This window comes from Fusibacter sp. 3D3, from assembly GCF_001748365.1.
GTDB lineage: Bacteria > Bacillota > Clostridia > Peptostreptococcales > Acidaminobacteraceae > Fusibacter_A.
Genome location: NZ_BDHH01000014.1, coordinates 70,909 through 88,901 on the forward strand (window position 1 = coordinate 70,909; position 17,993 = coordinate 88,901).

General features: G+C 39.1%; 13 protein-coding genes and 2 riboswitches. All 13 genes read left to right on the forward strand.

The features are described 5' to 3' along the window. Nucleotide 1 precedes the first annotated feature (1 nt). The 13 genes from F3D3_RS15690 (at nucleotide 2) to F3D3_RS15750 (ending at nucleotide 17,903) form a co-directional block, all read left to right on the forward strand. Complete coding sequence (locus F3D3_RS15690; protein WP_069875402.1) at nucleotides 2-1,024, forward strand: chemotaxis response regulator protein-glutamate methylesterase; 1,023 nt, start codon at nucleotides 2-4, stop codon at nucleotides 1,022-1,024. A gap of 131 nt (nucleotides 1,025-1,155) precedes the next feature. After that, entirely contained in the window at nucleotides 1,156-1,809 is a 654-nt protein-coding gene (locus F3D3_RS15695) for a class II aldolase/adducin family protein (protein WP_084389097.1), read from the forward strand. 645 nt (nucleotides 1,810-2,454) lie between these two features. Further along, nucleotides 2,455-4,197 carry an ABC transporter ATP-binding protein gene (locus F3D3_RS15700; protein ID WP_069875403.1) on the forward strand — a complete coding sequence of 581 codons (1,743 nt, stop codon included), beginning with the start codon at nucleotides 2,455-2,457 and terminating at the stop codon, nucleotides 4,195-4,197. 17 nt (nucleotides 4,198-4,214) lie between these two features. Beyond that, a complete protein-coding gene (locus F3D3_RS15705; protein WP_069875404.1) occupies nucleotides 4,215-6,092 on the forward strand; it encodes an ABC transporter ATP-binding protein in 1,878 nt (625 codons plus the stop codon). Between the two features lie 385 nt (nucleotides 6,093-6,477). Continuing rightward, nucleotides 6,478-6,587, forward strand: a riboswitch (SAM riboswitch). A 121-nt stretch (nucleotides 6,588-6,708) separates the two neighbouring features. Continuing rightward, the gene (locus F3D3_RS15715) at nucleotides 6,709-7,917 is read left to right on the forward strand and encodes an aspartate kinase (protein WP_069875406.1); all 1,209 of its coding nucleotides are present in this window, start codon (nucleotides 6,709-6,711) and stop codon (nucleotides 7,915-7,917) included. A 125-nt stretch (nucleotides 7,918-8,042) separates the two neighbouring features. Further along, nucleotides 8,043-8,150: riboswitch (SAM riboswitch) on the forward strand. Between the two features lie 97 nt (nucleotides 8,151-8,247). After that, complete coding sequence (locus F3D3_RS15720) at nucleotides 8,248-9,399, forward strand: homocysteine biosynthesis protein (protein ID WP_069875407.1); 1,152 nt, start codon at nucleotides 8,248-8,250, stop codon at nucleotides 9,397-9,399. Between the two features lie 39 nt (nucleotides 9,400-9,438). After that, nucleotides 9,439-9,609, forward strand: a complete 171-nt coding sequence (locus F3D3_RS23785; protein WP_139132120.1) for a 4Fe-4S binding protein — start codon at nucleotides 9,439-9,441, stop codon at nucleotides 9,607-9,609. A gap of 47 nt (nucleotides 9,610-9,656) precedes the next feature. Next, nucleotides 9,657-10,376: a UPF0280 family protein gene (locus F3D3_RS15725; protein WP_069875408.1), complete on the forward strand. Its 720-nt coding sequence runs from the start codon at nucleotides 9,657-9,659 to the stop codon at nucleotides 10,374-10,376. Between the two features lie 19 nt (nucleotides 10,377-10,395). Next, nucleotides 10,396-11,283 carry a methylenetetrahydrofolate reductase [NAD(P)H] gene (gene metF, locus F3D3_RS15730; protein WP_069875409.1) on the forward strand — a complete coding sequence of 296 codons (888 nt, stop codon included), beginning with the start codon at nucleotides 10,396-10,398 and terminating at the stop codon, nucleotides 11,281-11,283. 32 nt (nucleotides 11,284-11,315) lie between these two features. Then, nucleotides 11,316-12,065: a vitamin B12 dependent-methionine synthase activation domain-containing protein gene (locus F3D3_RS15735; RefSeq protein WP_069875410.1), complete on the forward strand. Its 750-nt coding sequence runs from the start codon at nucleotides 11,316-11,318 to the stop codon at nucleotides 12,063-12,065. Then, nucleotides 12,049-14,478, forward strand: coding sequence for a homocysteine S-methyltransferase family protein (locus F3D3_RS15740; RefSeq protein WP_069875411.1), 2,430 nt, complete (start codon nucleotides 12,049-12,051; stop codon nucleotides 14,476-14,478). The genes F3D3_RS15735 and F3D3_RS15740 overlap by 17 nt, the downstream gene beginning before the upstream one ends. A gap of 109 nt (nucleotides 14,479-14,587) precedes the next feature. After that, on the forward strand, nucleotides 14,588-14,836 hold the full coding sequence (locus F3D3_RS15745; RefSeq protein ID WP_069875412.1) for a PspC domain-containing protein: 249 nt from the start codon (nucleotides 14,588-14,590) through the stop codon (nucleotides 14,834-14,836). A gap of 121 nt (nucleotides 14,837-14,957) precedes the next feature. Further along, nucleotides 14,958-17,903, forward strand: a complete 2,946-nt coding sequence (locus tag F3D3_RS15750; RefSeq protein ID WP_069875413.1) for a stalk domain-containing protein — start codon at nucleotides 14,958-14,960, stop codon at nucleotides 17,901-17,903. The last annotated feature ends 90 nt before the right edge of the window (nucleotides 17,904-17,993 follow it).

Sequence of the window (17,993 nt, forward strand, 5' to 3'; positions counted from 1 at the left end):
TATGCCGAGAAAGAAAATTCGTGTGCTCATTGTGGATGATTCCCTCTTGTTTCGGGAAACACTTAAAAATAAACTTGAGAGAGATGACGGTATTGAAGTTGTAGCAACTGCCATGGATCCTTACGATGCACGGGATAAAATTTTGATTTATGAACCAGATGTTATGATTCTAGATGTTCAGATGCCAAAGATGGATGGTATAGAGTTTTTAAAACGTCTTATGCCACAATATCCACTCCCAGTAGTGGTTATGTCCTCACTTGATAATATGGTGTTTGATGCACTCAAATACGGCGCCGTGGAGTTTGTGAACAAACCCAATGCCAATACTGAGAATGCATTGGATTCATTTATCAATGAACTCGTCATAAAAGTAAAGATTGCTTCTATTGCTAATGTGAGTGGTTTAAAACGCATTATTAGACATTCAAGCGAGGGCAATATGGCGCAAAGAAGTCATAAAAATAAGATTATTGCCATAGGGGCTTCAACTGGCGGAACAGAAGCGCTTTATGAAATACTGCACAAGTTACCTGCAGATATTCCAGGTGTCGTGATGGTTCAACATATGCCAGCTGTTTTTACCAAAATGTATGCACAAAGATTAAATGCAGCTTGCAGAATGATTGTGAAGGAGGCAGAAGACGGAGACGAAATCCAAGAGGGTGTTGCGTTACTTGCGCCAGGTGGTTTTCAAATGAAACTGCATAAGTCGGGGCATCGAATGACTGTGAAGCTCTTCGAAGGAGATAAGCGAAATGGGCATATCCCATCTGTAGATGTACTCTTTGATTCGGTTGCTCAATTTTATGGCAATCAGGCGCTTGGCATTATACTCACAGGTATGGGACAAGATGGCGCTAAAGGGCTTCTCAATATGAAACAAAATGGCGCTCGAACCATAGGTCAAGATGAAAAGACTTGTATCGTATACGGCATGCCAAAAGTGGCTTACGATATTGGGGCTGTGGACTTTCAACTTCCAATTACTGAAATTCACAAAAAGATACTCATGCTTATTTAGTTATAGCATCATGGGAGTAGAAGTGAACTGCGATTTGTTTTTGAAAAATGTCTAAAGTAATGATTAAATAAAGTGATCATTGTGGTATAATCTATATAATTCTAATGGCTAAACATTATATAGGGGGAAACATGTCGCTTAAACATCAGATGGCAAGAAAAGAAATCATTGATACAGGGTTACTCATTTCGCATTTATCTCTGGTCATTGGTTCGTGGGGGAACATCAGTGTTCGTATCCCCAATGAAGATTTAGTGGCGATCACACCAAGTGGTGTAGATTATGAAAAGATCAAATCCGAGAATATACCCATCATTGATTTAGAAGGGAATTTAATTGATGGTGATATGGTGCCTTCAATTGAGTTGCCTCTACATCTAGAAATATATAATAATAGACCAGATGTCCTTGCAATAATCCATACACATTCTACATATTGTACGGCTATGGCTATTGCGAGGAAACCGATTCCAGCTTCTAGTGATGATTTGATCCAAATTGTCGGTGGAAATGTCCGCGTTTCAGAATATAGGTTACCGGGGACTTTAGAACTTGGCATAGAGGCCGTTAAAGCTTTAAAGGATAGAAATGCCGTTATTTTAGCAAATCATGGATTGATCGCGGTTGCAAAAGATTTAAAGGAAGCCATAAAAATCACGCATGTATGTGAAAAATCCGCGCATACAATGCTTTTATCCCAACTAATTGGAGGCCCAATTGAGTTGTCGGATGAAGATTGTCATTACTTGCGGGATTTTTATGTGAACCAATATGGACAAAGGTAAAGTCCAGTGTGTGGTTTAAGCGATATCTATTATTACAAATCTTTAATGAGTCTTAAAAAAAGTATAGATGTTATTAAACAAAAAATCTGTAATTAGAATAGATAGAGCTCACTGGGGAATAAAATTAAAAGTATAAGGTTCTGTAATGACATTACAAAAGTATTACAGGTGTGAAAAAAGTATTGCGAGCATATAAAAAATATTATATGATTGCTGTGTGGTCGGGTGATGCCGTCACAGTGTAAAATAACAAAAATAAAAAAAGGAGGTTACAAAATGATTAATGTAGTTTACACAACATCAGTTAGAAGAAGATCAGCATGTAATGGCAGTAACAACGCTACCAGTGCGCCTTCATTTCAATTTAATAATTCTGTAGCCTGCGGGAATCGCTTATAAAGTATTTTAAGAGATTTATCATTTTAGAATGATTAACCACAGGCCAAAATGTCTGTGGTTTTTTTATGTCTATAAACACGTTTACTTTCCCAAAAGAGGTATTCGGTGATTATAAATATACGGGGGAATGAGGATTCACCCTTGAAAGACCATGCTTGCATGGTCTTTTTCTCTGTCACATAAGGAAATTATCGGACTTTATAGGAAATTATTGATTTTAAAAAACAACGTTAGGGGGTCGAGAAAATGAAAAATATATTCAAGTATTTGAAAGGCTACAGGGGCGTCTTCTCAATTGCAGTGCTTTCAATCGTCATAGCAACCATCATGCAATTGGCGACACCTATTTTAATAAAATATGCAATTGATTCAATTGTAGGGGATGAACCCGCAGGCAATTTGCAATTTTTAATGGATTTGTATGGTAAGGATTTAATGAGTGTGGTGTGGTTAGTGGTAGGCATTGGCTTAATCAGAGGGGTATTTTTATTCCTCAAAGGGTACTTATCAAGTTATGCCGCAGAACGCATCGCTGAAAATATGAAAAATAATCTCTACAAGCAAATACAGTATATGACGTATGAATATCACACTAAAAAAGAAACTGGAGATATGATTCAAAGATGCACGTCAGACGTGGAAACCATAAGAAAATTCTTAGGCGTTCAAATCGTGGATCTTGCTAGAATTATCTTCATGATCCTATTATCCGTTGTGATTATGATGAATCTAAACTTTAAATTAACGATCTACGCCATTGCATTGATTCCTATTTTATTTGCATTCTCATATCTCTTTTTTACAAAAGTTCAGAAGAATTTTAAAAAATCAGATGAAGCGGAGGGTGCGCTTACAACGGTTCTTCAAGAAAACTTATCGGGCGTCAGAGTTGTACGCGCTTTTGGCAGAGAAAAATATGAAATTGATAAATTTGAAAAAGTGAATACGGCTTATCGCAAGGTGACTTATCGCTTGTTAGAAGTTCTTGCTGTATTCTGGTCATCGTCAGATTTATTGACGCTTACTCAAAGTGGCATCGTATTAGTGGTCGGTTCTACTATGGTTATTTCAGGCGAAATTAGTATTGGTACCTTGGTGGCTTTTATCACCTATGAGTCCATGTTGCTGTGGCCTGTGAAGCAATCGGGAAGAATATTGAGCGAACTTGGAAAAACAACGGTTTCAATAACGCGTGTTGAAGAAATTCTAAATGAGAAAATTGAGGCAGATCAGCCGCACGAAGTTGAATCTGAAGTGTTGGGGCATATTAAATTTGATGCTGTTACCTTCACTTATCCAGATGGGAAGATCGCCCTTAAAAATATTTCATTTGATTTACCGAAAGGTAAAACGCTGGGTATTTTAGGGTCAACAGGCTCGGGCAAATCAACCTTAGTACATCTCATACAACGGTTATATGAATATGAAGGCAGTATACAAATAGATGGGGTTGAGCTTAACACCATAAAAAAACAATGGATTCGCCGAAAAATAGGTCTTATTTTACAAGAACCCTATCTCTATGCGAAAACCATAAAAGAAAATATTGGCATTACGAGAAAAAACTTTGAAGATCAAGAGATATATATGGCAGCTCAAACAGCTTCCATTCATGAAAATATCATTACCTTTAAAGAAGGCTATGAAACTGTTATTGGTGAGAAAGGGGTTTCTTTATCAGGTGGTCAAAAACAAAGGGTGGCTATTTCAAGAACCATAATTGATCCAGATAAACGCATACTCATTTTCGATGATTCGTTGAGTGCAGTGGATACGGAAACCGATATGCGCATTAGACGCGCGCTTAACGAACGAAACAAAGCGGTGACGACGATAATTATCAGTCACAGGATTACAACCTTATCAGAAGCAGATATCATCATTGTCTTAGACGATGGGAAAATCATTCAAAAAGGGGCTCATCATCAACTTGTTGAAGAAGAGGGGCCATATAAGAGAATTTGGGATTTGCAAAAAATGGTAAGCTAATCAAAGGGGGCATCCTAATGGAGCACAATAAAGAAATGAAATTGAAATATGATAAAACAATATGGAAAGCGCTAATACACTATTTTTCAGAATTTAAAAAAGACATCTTAATTCTTTGTGTCTTTATGATATCACTTGCTTGTGTGGACATATCATTTCCACTTTTAACACAATATGCGATTGATCATTACGTGATCCCAGGGAATGCTCAGGGCCTTGGTAAAGTGGGGCTGTTGTATCTAGGTTTGGCAATTGTTTTATCCGTAATTGTATTTACGTTTATCAGACACGCGGGTAAAATCGAGATGAATTTGGTTTACAAAATGAGAAAGGACTGCTTTGAAAAATTGCAGAAACTGTCTTTTAGCTACTATGATAGAAACGCGATTGGCTGGATGATTGCGAGGACGACTTCAGATGCAAGTAAAATTGCAGAAACCATCGCATGGGGCCTCGTGGACATGATTTGGGGCCTCGCTATGATGACGGGCATATCCGTCGTCATGCTCATCGTCAATGTAAAGTTGGCACTTGTTACTTTGGTAACCGTACCTCTATTGGCATTCATCAGTGTCTTATTTGAAAAAAAGATGCTTGTGGCATATAGAAATGTAAGAAAGATAAACTCTAAAATTACAGGACTTTTCAACGATGGGATAGTCGGTGCCAAAACGACCAAAACGCTTGTCAGAGAAGAACTCAATAGGGAGGAATTTGGAGCTGTAACAAATGAGATGAAGCGCACGTCCATCAGGGCAGCGACCTTCTCCGCGGGTTATTTACCTGTGGCGCTTTTTATCTCGGCAATCGGTATGGTGTTAACGCTATACTTTGGCAGTATATTCGTGATGAATTCTGTAATCACTTATGGGACATTGGTTCTCTTTATCACGTATGCACGTCAATTCTTTGATCCAGTACTTGAACTGGCTAGAATTTATACGGAGATGATCAGTGCACAAGCTGCGGCAGAACGCGTGATGAGCTTAATCCATGAAGAAGAGGACATCCTTGAATCAGAGGTAGTGCGTGCTAAGTATGGCGATCATTATCATCAAAAAACAGAAAACTGGGAACCCTTAAAAGGCAATGTTGAGTTTAAAAATGTGGATTTTTTTTACAAAGAAGATGAGTACATTCTCAAAGATTTTAACTTGAAGGTCAATCAGGGCGAAACTGTGGCGTTGGTTGGAGAAACAGGGTCCGGAAAAAGTACAATCGTTAATTTAGCCTGTCGGTTTTACGAGCCAACAGGGGGTCAAATTTTAATAGATGGCGTTGACTATAAGTCAAGATCTCAAAACTGGCTGCATTCGAATATTGGATATGTACTACAGACGCCGCACTTGTTTAGCGGGACGGTAAAAGAGAATATTCGCTATGGAAAATTAGATGCCACAGATAAAGAAATCGAAAATGCGGCGAAAATTGTAAATGCGCATGATTTCATAAGCAAACTTGAAAAAGGTTATGAATCAGAAGTCGGCGAAGGTGGCGCGTTGCTCTCCACAGGGGAGAAACAGCTTATATCTTTTGCAAGAGCCATTTTAGCAGCACCAAGATTATTCTTTCTGGATGAAGCCACCTCCTCTATTGATACAGAGACAGAAGTCAAAATTCAGTATGCGATTGACCGTGTACTGGAAAATAGAACGAGTTTTATCGTTGCCCATAGATTATCAACCATTAGAAATGCGGATCGCATTTTGGTACTGGATAAGGGTGTCGTTATAGAACAAGGCAGTCATCAAGAACTGATGAAACAAAAGGGACATTACTATAACCTCTATACAAATCAGTTTCTTGAAGAAGGCGAAATGGAAATTTTAAATGAAAAGACCTCAAAAGAGGTGCGTCAAAATAATGATAAAAAGAATACGCTTAGAAGTGCTTAATCTTGAATATTATCGGGAGAAAGCCTCTAAGAAGAAAGGAAGTGTTTGTATGTTACAAATATTTTATTTAGCAAATGATTATGTATTGCCTAAAGTTGAAAATTCAAAACAGAGTCTTGAATGGAAATTATACCTTAAAAGTGAATTTCGAAATAGTAAATAGAATAGACATTCCTGCGCATTGCGGGACAAAAACAAACGATTTATAATCATCCAAAGGAGATCTTGCATTAAAATGTTCAGATCTCCTTTGGGTTAGATCGTTATTTAAATGTATGTAAAAAAATACATAGTTTAATTGACAATTACACTTGAAAGGACAATCAAATTGTGTTAACATTGCAATTAAGTCAAAAACAATTATGTTTTGAACTCACAATTAAATACCTTATCCAGAGTGGCTGAGAGAACAGGCTCAATGACGCCCAGCAACCTGCATCCCATTCGATGCGTGGTGCCAATTCCTGCATTTCTTTACGAAGTGAGAGATAAGAAGAGACTTATGATCTTTATCGCCTTCCATTTGAATGCGATTTTTTTTGTATAAAATTAAGAGTGCAATAAGCATTCAAGCCCTTGTATTGTGTAAATTAGAATTTGAGAAAGGAGGTTTTTCATGAATATTATTGTTCAAAAATATGGTGGGACTTCTATGGCAGATGCCAAATGTGTAAAAAATGTTGCAAATAAGGTGGTCGAAACAAAAAAGAAAGGTAACAAGGTCGTCGTGGTTGTTTCAGCACCCGCTGGCATGACCGATGATCTTGTGAAAAGAGCTAAAGAAGTGACTGAAAAACCTTCAGGTAGAGAACTGGATATGATCCTTGCTACGGGTGAGCAAATTTCCATCTCATTGTTGGCAATGGCGATTAAAGATTTGGGTGAAGAAGCCATTTCATTTACGAGTACGCAAGTGGGGATCATCACAGATGACAATCATAATAAAGCAAAAATCGAGACGATTGAAACGCATAAAATTATGGAAGCGCTCGATCGAGATAAAGTCGTTATTATCGCAGGATTTCAAGGTGTAACAAGAGATTTTGAGATCACAACTTTGGGAAGAGGTGGCTCAGATACATCTGCAGTGGCAGTAGGCGTTGCACTCCATGCCTCTGAGATTGAGATTTATACAGATGTAGATGGCGTCTACACTGCAGACCCGAGAATCGTACCCAATGCCCATAAGATTGCGAAAATATCGTTTGAAGAAATGCTAGAAATGGCAGGCTCTGGCGCTAAGGTGTTGCATCTTAGAAGTGTTGAACTCGCTGCTAAAAATCACTTGCCAATCCATTTGAGATCATCATTTACAGATACAATTGGAACTTATGTAACAGAGGAGGATGAAGACATGGAAGATGTACTGGTTAGAGGCGTAGCCCACACCACTAATAATGCTAAAATAACGTTGGCAAATGTGCCTCATACATCTCAGAATATTGCCTATATTTTTGAAGAAATTGCAAATCATAATATCAATGTCGATGTCATCACGCAAAACTATGTGGATAAAGACAATTTGACAATTTCATATACCGTGGCGGAGGAGGATTTTGATTCGGCATTAGAACTTGCAAATCAAATTGGAGCAGAAGTTAAGGCGCAGTCCGTTTTTGGGTCTAAAGATATCGCGAAGGTTTGTATCATCGGTGTTGGGATGAAGTCGGCAGCGGGTGTTGCTTCTAAAGTTTTTAGATGCCTTGCAGATGAAAATGTAGAAATTGATATGGTATCCACATCGGACATCAATATCTCTTGTATTATCAGAGAAAGTGACTATCAAAAGGCTGTAATTGCAATTCATAATGCCTTTGAACTTTAGAGTGATATATTTAATTTAGATAAAGTTGTTGTAACAGCGAATTAAATGTGCTAAAATCATAAAAACTAAATACAGAAGGCAGAAATATCATAAATGTATGCCTTATATAAAACTGAATATCCTTGAATTTATCAAGAGTGGCTGAGAGACTGGCTCAATGACGCCCGGCAACCTACATCCCATTTGATGTGTGGTGCTAATTCCTGCATTTCGGAAGAAATGAAAGATAAAAGCAGTACTTGTCGTACCTAAATGTCGTTCATTTCTAATGAATGACATTTTTTTTCAAATAAACTTAGGCCGAAAGACAAGCAAAGGATGGATCAAATTATGGCAAAAACATATGAGGAAATTAACGCGAAAATTAAAAATGGCGAGGCCGTTGTGGTGACCGCTGAAGAAGTAATTGATATTATACGCGAGAAAGGAACCAAAGCGGCTTCGGAGTATGTAGATGTGGTTACCACTGCAACTTTTGGGCCGATGTGTTCAAGTGGTGCCTTTTTAAACTTTGGGCATGCTTCACCCCCAATAAGAATGCAGAAAACTTTTTTAAATCAAGTAGAAGCCTATTCTGGAATTGCTGCAGTGGATACGTATATTGGCGCTACGGAGTGGTCTAAAGACAGAGGCTATGAATATGGTGGAGCACATGTGATTTGCGATTTAATAGCAGGGAAGAGCATCACTTTAGAAGCCACTGCAAACGCTTCTGATTGTTACCCGAGAAAAGAGATTAAAACCGAGATCACGTTGGATGACTTAAATGAGGCCTATCTGTTTAATCCAAGAAATGCTTATCAAAATTATAATGCGGCAACAAATTCAGCAGATAAAGCTGTAAAAACCTATATGGGCATTCTGAAGCCAGAGCATGGCAATGTCACTTACTGTACTTCAGGAGAACTCAGTCCACTTTTAAATGATCCTACCTATAGAACGATTGGTATTGGAACCAGAATCTTTTTAGCAGGTGCACAGGGTTATGTTTCATGGAGAGGGACACAGTTTAATGCCAGCGCTGAGCGCGATGAAAACGGCGTCCCGAAAAAACCCGCGGGGACTCTTGCTGTGATTGGAGATTTGAAGGACATGGATACAAGATTCATCAGTCCTGGCGTTTTTGAAGGTTATGGTGTTTCTCTATTCCTCGGGATAGGCATTCCCATACCAATTCTAGATGAAGATATGATGAAGGCTGTAGGGATTACCAATAAGGAGATTACAACAAATGTTGTGGACTATGGACGGGAAGATGGAAACAGGACAGTTGTTAGAAGCGTAAACTACGAAGAGCTCAGAAGTGGCGCAATCGAAATTAAGGGTAAGAAGGTTAAAACGGCACCGATAACTTCTTTAAAAAAATCCAGAGAAATTGCAGCGCTGTTAAAATTACAAATTCAACAGGGTGAGTTCTATCTTCAAAAACCTGTTGAAATGTTCCCGGTTGTAGGATCGGTTAAAGGGTTAAAAACGAAGTAGTGATAGAAAAGCACTGATTAGAAAATATGGGAGGTCTTTATGTGTATTCATTTAATAGAAGAAAAATGTATCAGCTGTGGTGTCTGTACGGGGCTTTGTGAGCACGATGCACTGACTCTAACCGGGGCGTGGACTTTGAATTTATCGGAAGCATTATGTGTTAACTGCAAGGCTTGCGTTTCGGGTTGTCCGGCGAGAGCGCTCCGTTAAATTTACTGAAATCAAAACAATCAAAACAATAGAAAAAGAGGCTTGAAATGTACCAAGAACGCGTCTATAGGAGAGAAATGAATGCAAGTGGATTGTTTGCCTATACGGTGGCAATCTTTGAGTCAGATCTTATGATTTATACGGATAAAATGCTTTCAGAAGAAGCGCATAAATGGACTGAATATTACAGACATGAGATCGAAACTTATGCACATTTAAGACCTGGATTTATAGGGGCGTTAGCGCCACAAATGTGTTTAAAATCAGCACCGCCTTTGATCAAACATATGCATCAAGCTTCTAAAAAAGCAGGTGTTGGCCCGATGGCAGCAGTAGCTGGAGGTATTTCATACTACGTTGGGCAAAAATTACTACAGTCCTGTAACGAAGTGATGATTGAAAACGGAGGCGATATTTTTCTCAAAAGCGATACCGAAAAAAAAATCAGAATTTTTGCGGGGGATTCTCCCTTTTCGAATAAGGTTGCTCTGAAATTACCACCCAGTCCGAGGGGGATCGGCATTTGCACTTCTGCAGGCAAGATTGGACATTCATTGAGTTTTGGAAATGCAGATGCTGTGGTCATTGTTTCTGAAGACGTATTGCTTGCAGATGCTGTGGCAACGGCAACGGGCAATAAAATTAAGACTAAAGACTATATAAATGAAGGCATTGACTTTGCCAAATCCATTGAGGGCGTCAAAGGGATTGTAATCATCGTAGAGGACCAAATAGGTCTTTGGGGCGAAATTGAATTGTGTAAATAAATTAACTTTGGGGGTATCCATGAAAATTGATCAGATATTTGAACAAAAGAAACCTGTAATCTCATTTGAAATTTTTCCACCAAAACGTGATGGTGATGTGAATACGGTCTATAAGACCATCGATGAGCTCGCTAAATTAAATCCGGATTATATCAGCGTCACTTATGGTGCTGCTGGAACTGAAAGAAGTGACGATACTTTGTTGATGGCATCCATGATCAAAAAGAAATATGGTATAGAGTCATTGGCACATCTGACGTGTGTTTCGTCATCAAGAAGCGAATTAGATGCGATCTTTGACAAATATGAACAGTATGGTATTGAGAATATTTTGGCACTCAGAGGCGACTTGAATGCGAGCCATGAAGCGAACTCGAGAGCATTTAAATACGCATCGGATTTAATTGAATATATCCACGATACAAGGCAGTTCTGTATTGGTGCTGCCTGTTACCCAGAAGGTCACGTGGAAGCAAGAAGTAGAACGGTAGATTTGATTAATTTGAAGCATAAAGTTTCTAAAGGCACTGATTTTTTGGTGACTCAGCTCTTTTTTGACAATGAGAAATTTTATGATTTTAGAAATGAAGCGAGAAGCTTAGATATTGAGATTCCAATAACAGTGGGCATCATGCCTGTTTTAAATAGAAAACAGATCGAAAGAATGGTAGAATTAAGTGGTGCAACATTACCGGATAAATTTAAAAAGATCTTGATGCGATATGAGCATAATCCTGAGGCGCTTCAAGATGCTGGACTTGCCTATGCTTCAGAACAACTCATCGATTTGCTGTCTACGGGTGTGGATGGCGTTCATCTCTATGTTATGAATAAGCCAGAAGTTGCGAAGAGACTTGTGAGCAATATTGAAAGTATTGTATCTGTTTTGCGTTCAAGTGGTCAATAAATGAAATTGAGATTTGTGAGGAGGTGGTATGTGTGAATCGAAACAATTTAGAAGGGTTTATTACAGTAGAAAGTATAGAGTCGTATGTGAATAAAGACGATATTTATAGATATCTCAATGCGCGTTCATCCGAATCCACTCAATCAGAGTACTGGACAAAAATGGTTGATGAGATCTTAAAAGAATGCCTTCAGTATGCAAAACCCACATATACCAGTGAAACGTTTGAAATTGAGAATGATGCTGGAAAGGGCGCATTAAAAATAGCAATGCATCCCAATCTAAGCTTTAAATCCTATGATCTTACAGGTCTTCTTGATAAATCCGATCAAATTCATGTTGTCGGGGTGACGCTTGGCCTTTTCTTAGATCGAAAGATTCACTATTATATGCGCTCTGATGCAACAAAAGGTGTGATTTTGGATGCTTGTGCATCCGTGGTTATAGAGGCTTGTTGCGATTATATACAAGATAGACTCACTGAACGTGACCTTAATCAAAATGTAAATTTATATCACACCAATAGATATAGCCCAGGATATGGCGATTTGGGGCTTGATACGATTAAACCACTTTCTGGTTTAATTCAGATGACCAAGAAGACGGGGATTCATGTGAGCGAACATTTTTTAATGCAACCGCAGAAATCCGTTATCTTCATCATGGGCGTTTCCAAGATACCGCTTAAGGAGGCAACCTTAATTTGTGAACATAAGTGTTTACAGTGTCAATTAAAATCTTGTCAATATCGAGAGGGGTTAACAAATGAGTTTAAAAAGTAAAATTGAAAATGAGTACTTAATTTTTGATGGTGCCATGGGAACCTATCTTCAAAAAAGTGGACTAAAATTAGGAGAATTACCAGAACTCTTAAACTTTACAAAAGCAGAACTGATAGAGGACATTCATTTGAAGTATTTAGAAGCGGGTTCTGATATCATCACGACGAATACTTTAGGTGCAAATCGTACGAAGTTAAATGGCAGTGGTAAAACAGTAGAGGAAGTCATTCATCAATCGGTTTCACTTGCGCATAAAGCGATTGACACTTTTCACAGTAAGCATCATAGCTATGGAGAGTCGAGACATTCTAAAAATCATAAATATGTGGCACTTGACCTTGGACCTATTGGACAATTACTTGAACCCATGGGCACATTGTCCTTCGATGAAGCTTATGATATCTATAAAGAACAGGTGATTGCAGGGGTTAATGCAGGTTGTGATCTGTTTCTTCTTGAAACACAAACCGATCTATTAGAGCTTAAATGTGGTGTTTTAGCGTGTAAAGAAAATTCGGATTTGCCGATTATTGCGACGATGTCATTTGAACCGTCAGGGCGAACCTTTACGGGTACGGACGTGGAGGCCATGGTGACGCTTTTAGAAGCTTTAGAGGTGGATGCTTTTGGGTTTAACTGTTCTTTTGGTCCAAAGGAGATGTTGCCCTTAATCCGCCAAGCACTTTCACTGACTCATAAACCTATTGTGGTTCAGCCCAATGCGGGTCTACCTAAGCGCATCGATAACATCACTGTGTATGATACAAATGCCAATGTATTCGCAAGCGTCATGAAAGAGATTGTGGATAAAGGCGTGACGATCATTGGGGGATGCTGCGGCACAGATGAATCTTATATCGCCAATCTTACTGAAGTCGTGGCACATGCAGCGCCTGCTTTAAAAAGAGCTCATAAAGCCATAACGCGCGTCTCCTCCTTTGCGAAGACAGTGACTTTAGCAGATCAACCCATAATCATAGGTGAACGCCTAAATCCGACTGGGAAGAAAAGACTTAAAGAAGCGCTTAGAAATGGAGAAACCGATTATATTTTAAGGGAAGCGATCAGCCAAGTAGAGCAAGGGGCTTCCATTTTAGATTTAAATATTGGTTTGCCTGAACTGGATGAAGCCAAGCTCATGCCTGAATTTATCAAGGAGATTCAGTCTATTTTGGATGTGCCCATCCAAATTGATTCGTCGAGTGTTCATTGCATTGAGGCATCTGCAAGACGTTATAACGGCAAGCCGCTGATCAATTCCGTCAGTGGGAAAGAAGAGAGCTTAAAGGCGATATTGCCCATTGTAAAACGCTATGGCGCTTGTATTTTAGGCTTAACTTTAGATGATGATGGCATTCCAAGCAAGGCAGAAGAGCGGTTTGCGATTGCTGAAAAAATCGTCAATCGCGCGGAATCCTTGGGTATTCCAAGGGAGAATGTCCTGATTGACTGCTTGGCATTGACGGCATCAGCTCAGCAAGAAGATGTCATAGAAACCTTAAAGGCCATTCAACTTGTGAAAACTAAGCTGGGGGTCAAAACAGTACTTGGCGTCAGCAATGTTTCTTTTGGTTTGCCTAAAAGAGCGCTTATTAATAAAACTTTTTTAACGATGGCTTTATACAGTGGTTTGGATGCCCCTATTTTAAATCCGGGCAATGAAGAGATGATGGCTGCTATAGATGCCTATAATGTGCTCGTGAATAACGATGTCAGGTCTGAACGTTATATTGCAAGACATTCAAATAGTGAACCCTCAAGCGAGTCAAAGGCAAAAGTGACTCAAATGGACTTAAAGCAAGTGATTTTAAATGGTTTAAAGGACTTGGCGGTTTCGAATACAGAATTGCTTTTGGAAACGCTAAAGCCAATGGAAATCGTGGACCAAATCATCATTCCAACTTTAAATGAAGTAGGACAATCCTTTGAGAGTGGTAAGACATTTTTGCCTCAACTCATTCAATCTGCTGAGACTGTGCAGAAGGCATTTGAACGCTTAAAGTTAGAACTTAGAAATGAAGGAGGACCTTCTCTGAGTAAAGGGAAAATTGTCTTGGCGACAGTTCAACATGACGTTCATGACATCGGTAAAAATATCGTGAAAGTTATTCTTCAAAACTATGGATACGATGTGGTGGATTTGGGCAAGGATGTGCCTCCTGAGAGGGTTCTAAAAGCATGTATTGACCATAATGTAAAGTTCGTAGGCCTCAGCGCGTTGATGACTTCTACGGTTGAAAGTATGGCCAAGACGATTCAAGTTCTCAAAGGTCACGATCGTGAAATCATAGTCTGTGTTGGCGGGGCGGTTTTAAATCCCGAGTATGCTAAAATGATTCATGCCGATTTTTATGCAAAAGATGCCAGAGAAACAGCTTTAATTGCAAATGCTTTCTTTGATAAAAAAGGTTAGTGTTGCGTTAGAAAGGCGTTAGAATACGCTAGATTGCTTGATTTGATGCCCAATTTGGATTATGATTTACTTAAGAAATAAATCCCAAGAGGGTTAGGAGTGAATCAATATGGCTGGAAGACAATTGTGTAAAATTAAAAGTGAGGGTCATGTTTCGGGTGTTTGTGCAGGGTTATCCGAATACTTTGGAATGGATGTCTCTATTATCAGATTAATCTGGGTATTAGCGATCATCTTTGGTGTGGGCTCGCCGATCATCATATATATTATCATGGCCATCATTTTGCCTGAGTATGATCCTGATCGCGTTCATTTTGAAGAATACGATGATGATTATGATGATCATGAAAGATACTAAATTCAAACCGATAAAAAAACGTCTATTAAAAGCAGGTCAGCTTTTGTAGGCGTTTTTTTTAAGATTTATTTAGCTAAATGGGGGTATAAATTAGGTGGGGTAGTACAAGTTGGAGGTGTTTATGAAGCATTTAAACAAAAAAATCAGCTGGATTTTAATTATTATGCTTTTTACAACATTACTTCCTTTTGGGTTTGGGGAAGTGGCACCAATTTCAATTGTTGTAAATGGCAATAAGATTGATTTTGCTGATGTTCAACCGACCATTGTAGAGGGTCGAACGCTGGTACCTGTAAAAGCTGTAGCGGAAGCTTTAGGTGCTAAAGTTGCGTGGGTAGCTTCGGAGCGGAAGGTACTTATACAACTGGATGATGTTATCGTTTCATTAATTGTAGATGAAAAAGAGGCACAAAAGAATACGACTAAACTCAGTTTAGATGTGCCGGCGCAAGTCATTAATGGTCGCACGATGGTCCCACTGAAATTCATTGGGGAAGCTTTTGGATCAGAAGTGACATGGAATAATGAGACAAGAACAGTAAATATTGTACCAGGCAACAATTTGGTGACGGTTAAAGATTTTAAAAATACAGCAGAGTATTTGTTACCAAATAAAAAAAGTTATGAGTGGGAACCCGTTTCAACAGCACTCAAATATCCGGAAAAGACGATTTTCAGAACAGGACGTTCAAGTAATGTAACTTTAAAAACGGCAGATGGTTCAAGTGTATTTGTTGAATCAGAATCTACAGTAGTTGCAAAAACACTAGAGTACAATAAAACGACAGGAACAAGAACACTCATTTTTGATGTTATTGAAGGTGAAGCGTGGGCAAATGTAATTAAACAAAGTGAAGGTTCTACATTCGTAATTTCAAAAGGCGATCAAACGGTTACAGCTCAAGGTACTATATTTAAGGTTGGAGATGAAATTTCTGTTCTAAGTGGTAGTGTAGTAAGCGCATTAGGAGATGAAAAGGTTTTAATTCCCGTGGGTGCTATTTATAAAAGCGATGGAAGTGTTTCTTATAATCCGACAGAAGTTGTCCAAAATAGTGATGTTGAAAAATGGAGTCAAGAGATTCTAGATGAAAATCAAATTAGAATTGCAAATGCACAAATTGCTTTTGTCGAAACATTAGGCAATACACCGGTAGACTCAGCATTCTTTGAAAATGTGCAGACGGGCTTTAAAACTGTTCAAGAAAAAGGATTGTGGAATCAATTTGAGTACAGACAGTCTATGCCGATTACAGGGTCCTATAGCAAGACGGATGCAAATGAAATATTTGCGAATAGTCAGGCACGGGTTATTGCAGAAATCAATAAAGGCAAAATTCCGACAAGTGCTCAAAATCTAGATTTGATGCTTTCGTATCAACAGGGGATTTTAGAAGAAATGAGAAGCACATTTCAAGTTATGAAGAATGTTCAGATTGAAGGCAATATCGATTTTGAACAATTGATAGCCCTTACTGAAAATGCACAATCCCAAATCCCGAATACACTTTATTTATTAAGTGATTTGGAACCTGATTTAAATTATGGTAAAGAAGCGCTCCCGCCTAATTTCAAACTAAATCAGGGTACAGTATTGCCAGAGGGTATTGTGTTACCGCCAGGAATTCAGTTTGAGCAAGGGGCGAAATTGCCTAAAGGTGTGAAAGTTTCAAAAAATATTACTATCCCAAATGATATGCAACTTCCAGAGTTTACAGAAGTAGGTTCTGGCGCTTTTATTCCAAATGGCGCCAAATTGCCTACAGGTGCTATGTTACCAAAGAATTATGTGTTTTCTGGTACAAGTGAATTACCAGAAGGCGTCTATTTTGAACAGGGCTTTAAATTCCCAGATAATTTTGTGATACCTCAAGATGCAAATCTCCCTGTTGGCTTTAAGGTGACAAGTGATATGAAATTTAAGGGCAAGATTGAGTTACCGCAAGGGACTCAAATAGCTGCAAACTATATTTTACCTGACAATGTTGTTTTTTCTAAAGGGCCATATGAAGTGGATTTTCAAACTGTAAAAGATATAAATGGCGAATTTTATGTGCCGCCATTAGGCTACGTCCCTCCAGATTCATGGATTCCACCCGCGAATTGGAAACCAAAAAATGGCGAAATTCCACCAGGTTGGGTCTCTGTAGAAAGTTATAAACCTATAAATACGGGTGAATATGTTATTGATCCTAAAGTAGCAAATGGAGGCATTAAATTACCTCCGGGCTATATACCGCCTGAGGGATTTATCCCCCCTGTTGGTTGGAGCGCTCCTGAAAATTGGAAGCCGTTGAATGGAAAAGAGTTACCACCAGATTGGACTTTAATGAACGCAAATATGTTTGAAGCCAATACTAATTTCCAAGCGCAATACAATGAAGGTGTTAAACAACTGTTTAATAATGAACTGGTAAAACCAGAGGGGTTTAAGATCCCACAGGGTACTTTACCTCCAGAAGATTTTAAACCTAATGAAGGTTGGAAGCCGCCTGAGGACTGGCAACCGCCAACTGGATGGCAACCTCCAGAACAATGGAAAATGCCAAATGATTGGGTACCTCCTGCTGGTTATGCACCTAAGCCATCGGAATGGACACCTAATGAAGGCGGAACTTTAAATCCACCTGAGGGCTTCAAACCACCTGAGGGCTTCAAACCACCAGAAGGATTCAAACCACCTGAAGGCTATAAACCACCTGAGGGTTTCGAACCACCCGAAGGCTATAAACCACCTGAAGGCTTTGAACCACCAGAAGGTTTCGAACCACCCGAAGGCTATAAACCACCAGAAGGCCATGAACCTCCAGAAGGTTTTGAACCCCCTGAGGGCTTTGAACCACCAGAAGGTTTTGAACCCCCTGAGGGCTTTGAACCACCAGAAGGTTTTGAACCCCCTGAGGGCTTTGAACCACCAGAAGGTTTTGAACCCCCTGAGGGCTTTGAACCACCAGAAGGTTTTGAACCCCCTGAGGGCTTTGAACCACCAGAAGGCCATGAGCCCCCAGAAGGTTTTGAACCCCCAGAGGGCTATGAGCCCCCAGATGGACCAGAACCACCAATTTAAGTTTTTAGTGACATAAATTAAGCTTTATACAAAGAAGAACCCCTAGCGAATTCGTTAAGCGAATTTGCTAAGGGTTCATTTTAATGTTGA

What these genes read in the sequence shown, in the direction of transcription:
- F3D3_RS15690 (WP_069875402.1), top strand. Translation starts at nt 2, where the DNA reads ATGCCGAGAAAGAAAATTCGTGTGCTCATTGTGGATGATTCCCTCTTG.
- F3D3_RS15695 (WP_084389097.1), top strand. Translation starts at nt 1,156, where the DNA reads ATGTCGCTTAAACATCAGATGGCAAGAAAAGAAATCATTGATACAGGG.
- F3D3_RS15700 (WP_069875403.1), top strand. Translation starts at nt 2,455, where the DNA reads ATGAAAAATATATTCAAGTATTTGAAAGGCTACAGGGGCGTCTTCTCA.
- F3D3_RS15705 (WP_069875404.1), top strand. Translation starts at nt 4,215, where the DNA reads ATGGAGCACAATAAAGAAATGAAATTGAAATATGATAAAACAATATGG.
- F3D3_RS15715 (WP_069875406.1), top strand. Translation starts at nt 6,709, where the DNA reads ATGAATATTATTGTTCAAAAATATGGTGGGACTTCTATGGCAGATGCC.
- F3D3_RS15720 (WP_069875407.1), top strand. Translation starts at nt 8,248, where the DNA reads ATGGCAAAAACATATGAGGAAATTAACGCGAAAATTAAAAATGGCGAG.
- F3D3_RS23785 (WP_139132120.1), top strand. Translation starts at nt 9,439, where the DNA reads ATGTGTATTCATTTAATAGAAGAAAAATGTATCAGCTGTGGTGTCTGT.
- F3D3_RS15725 (WP_069875408.1), top strand. Translation starts at nt 9,657, where the DNA reads ATGTACCAAGAACGCGTCTATAGGAGAGAAATGAATGCAAGTGGATTG.
- metF (WP_069875409.1), top strand. Translation starts at nt 10,396, where the DNA reads ATGAAAATTGATCAGATATTTGAACAAAAGAAACCTGTAATCTCATTT.
- F3D3_RS15740 (WP_069875411.1), top strand. Translation starts at nt 12,049, where the DNA reads ATGAGTTTAAAAAGTAAAATTGAAAATGAGTACTTAATTTTTGATGGT.
- F3D3_RS15745 (WP_069875412.1), top strand. Translation starts at nt 14,588, where the DNA reads ATGGCTGGAAGACAATTGTGTAAAATTAAAAGTGAGGGTCATGTTTCG.
- F3D3_RS15750 (WP_069875413.1), top strand. Translation starts at nt 14,958, where the DNA reads ATGAAGCATTTAAACAAAAAAATCAGCTGGATTTTAATTATTATGCTT.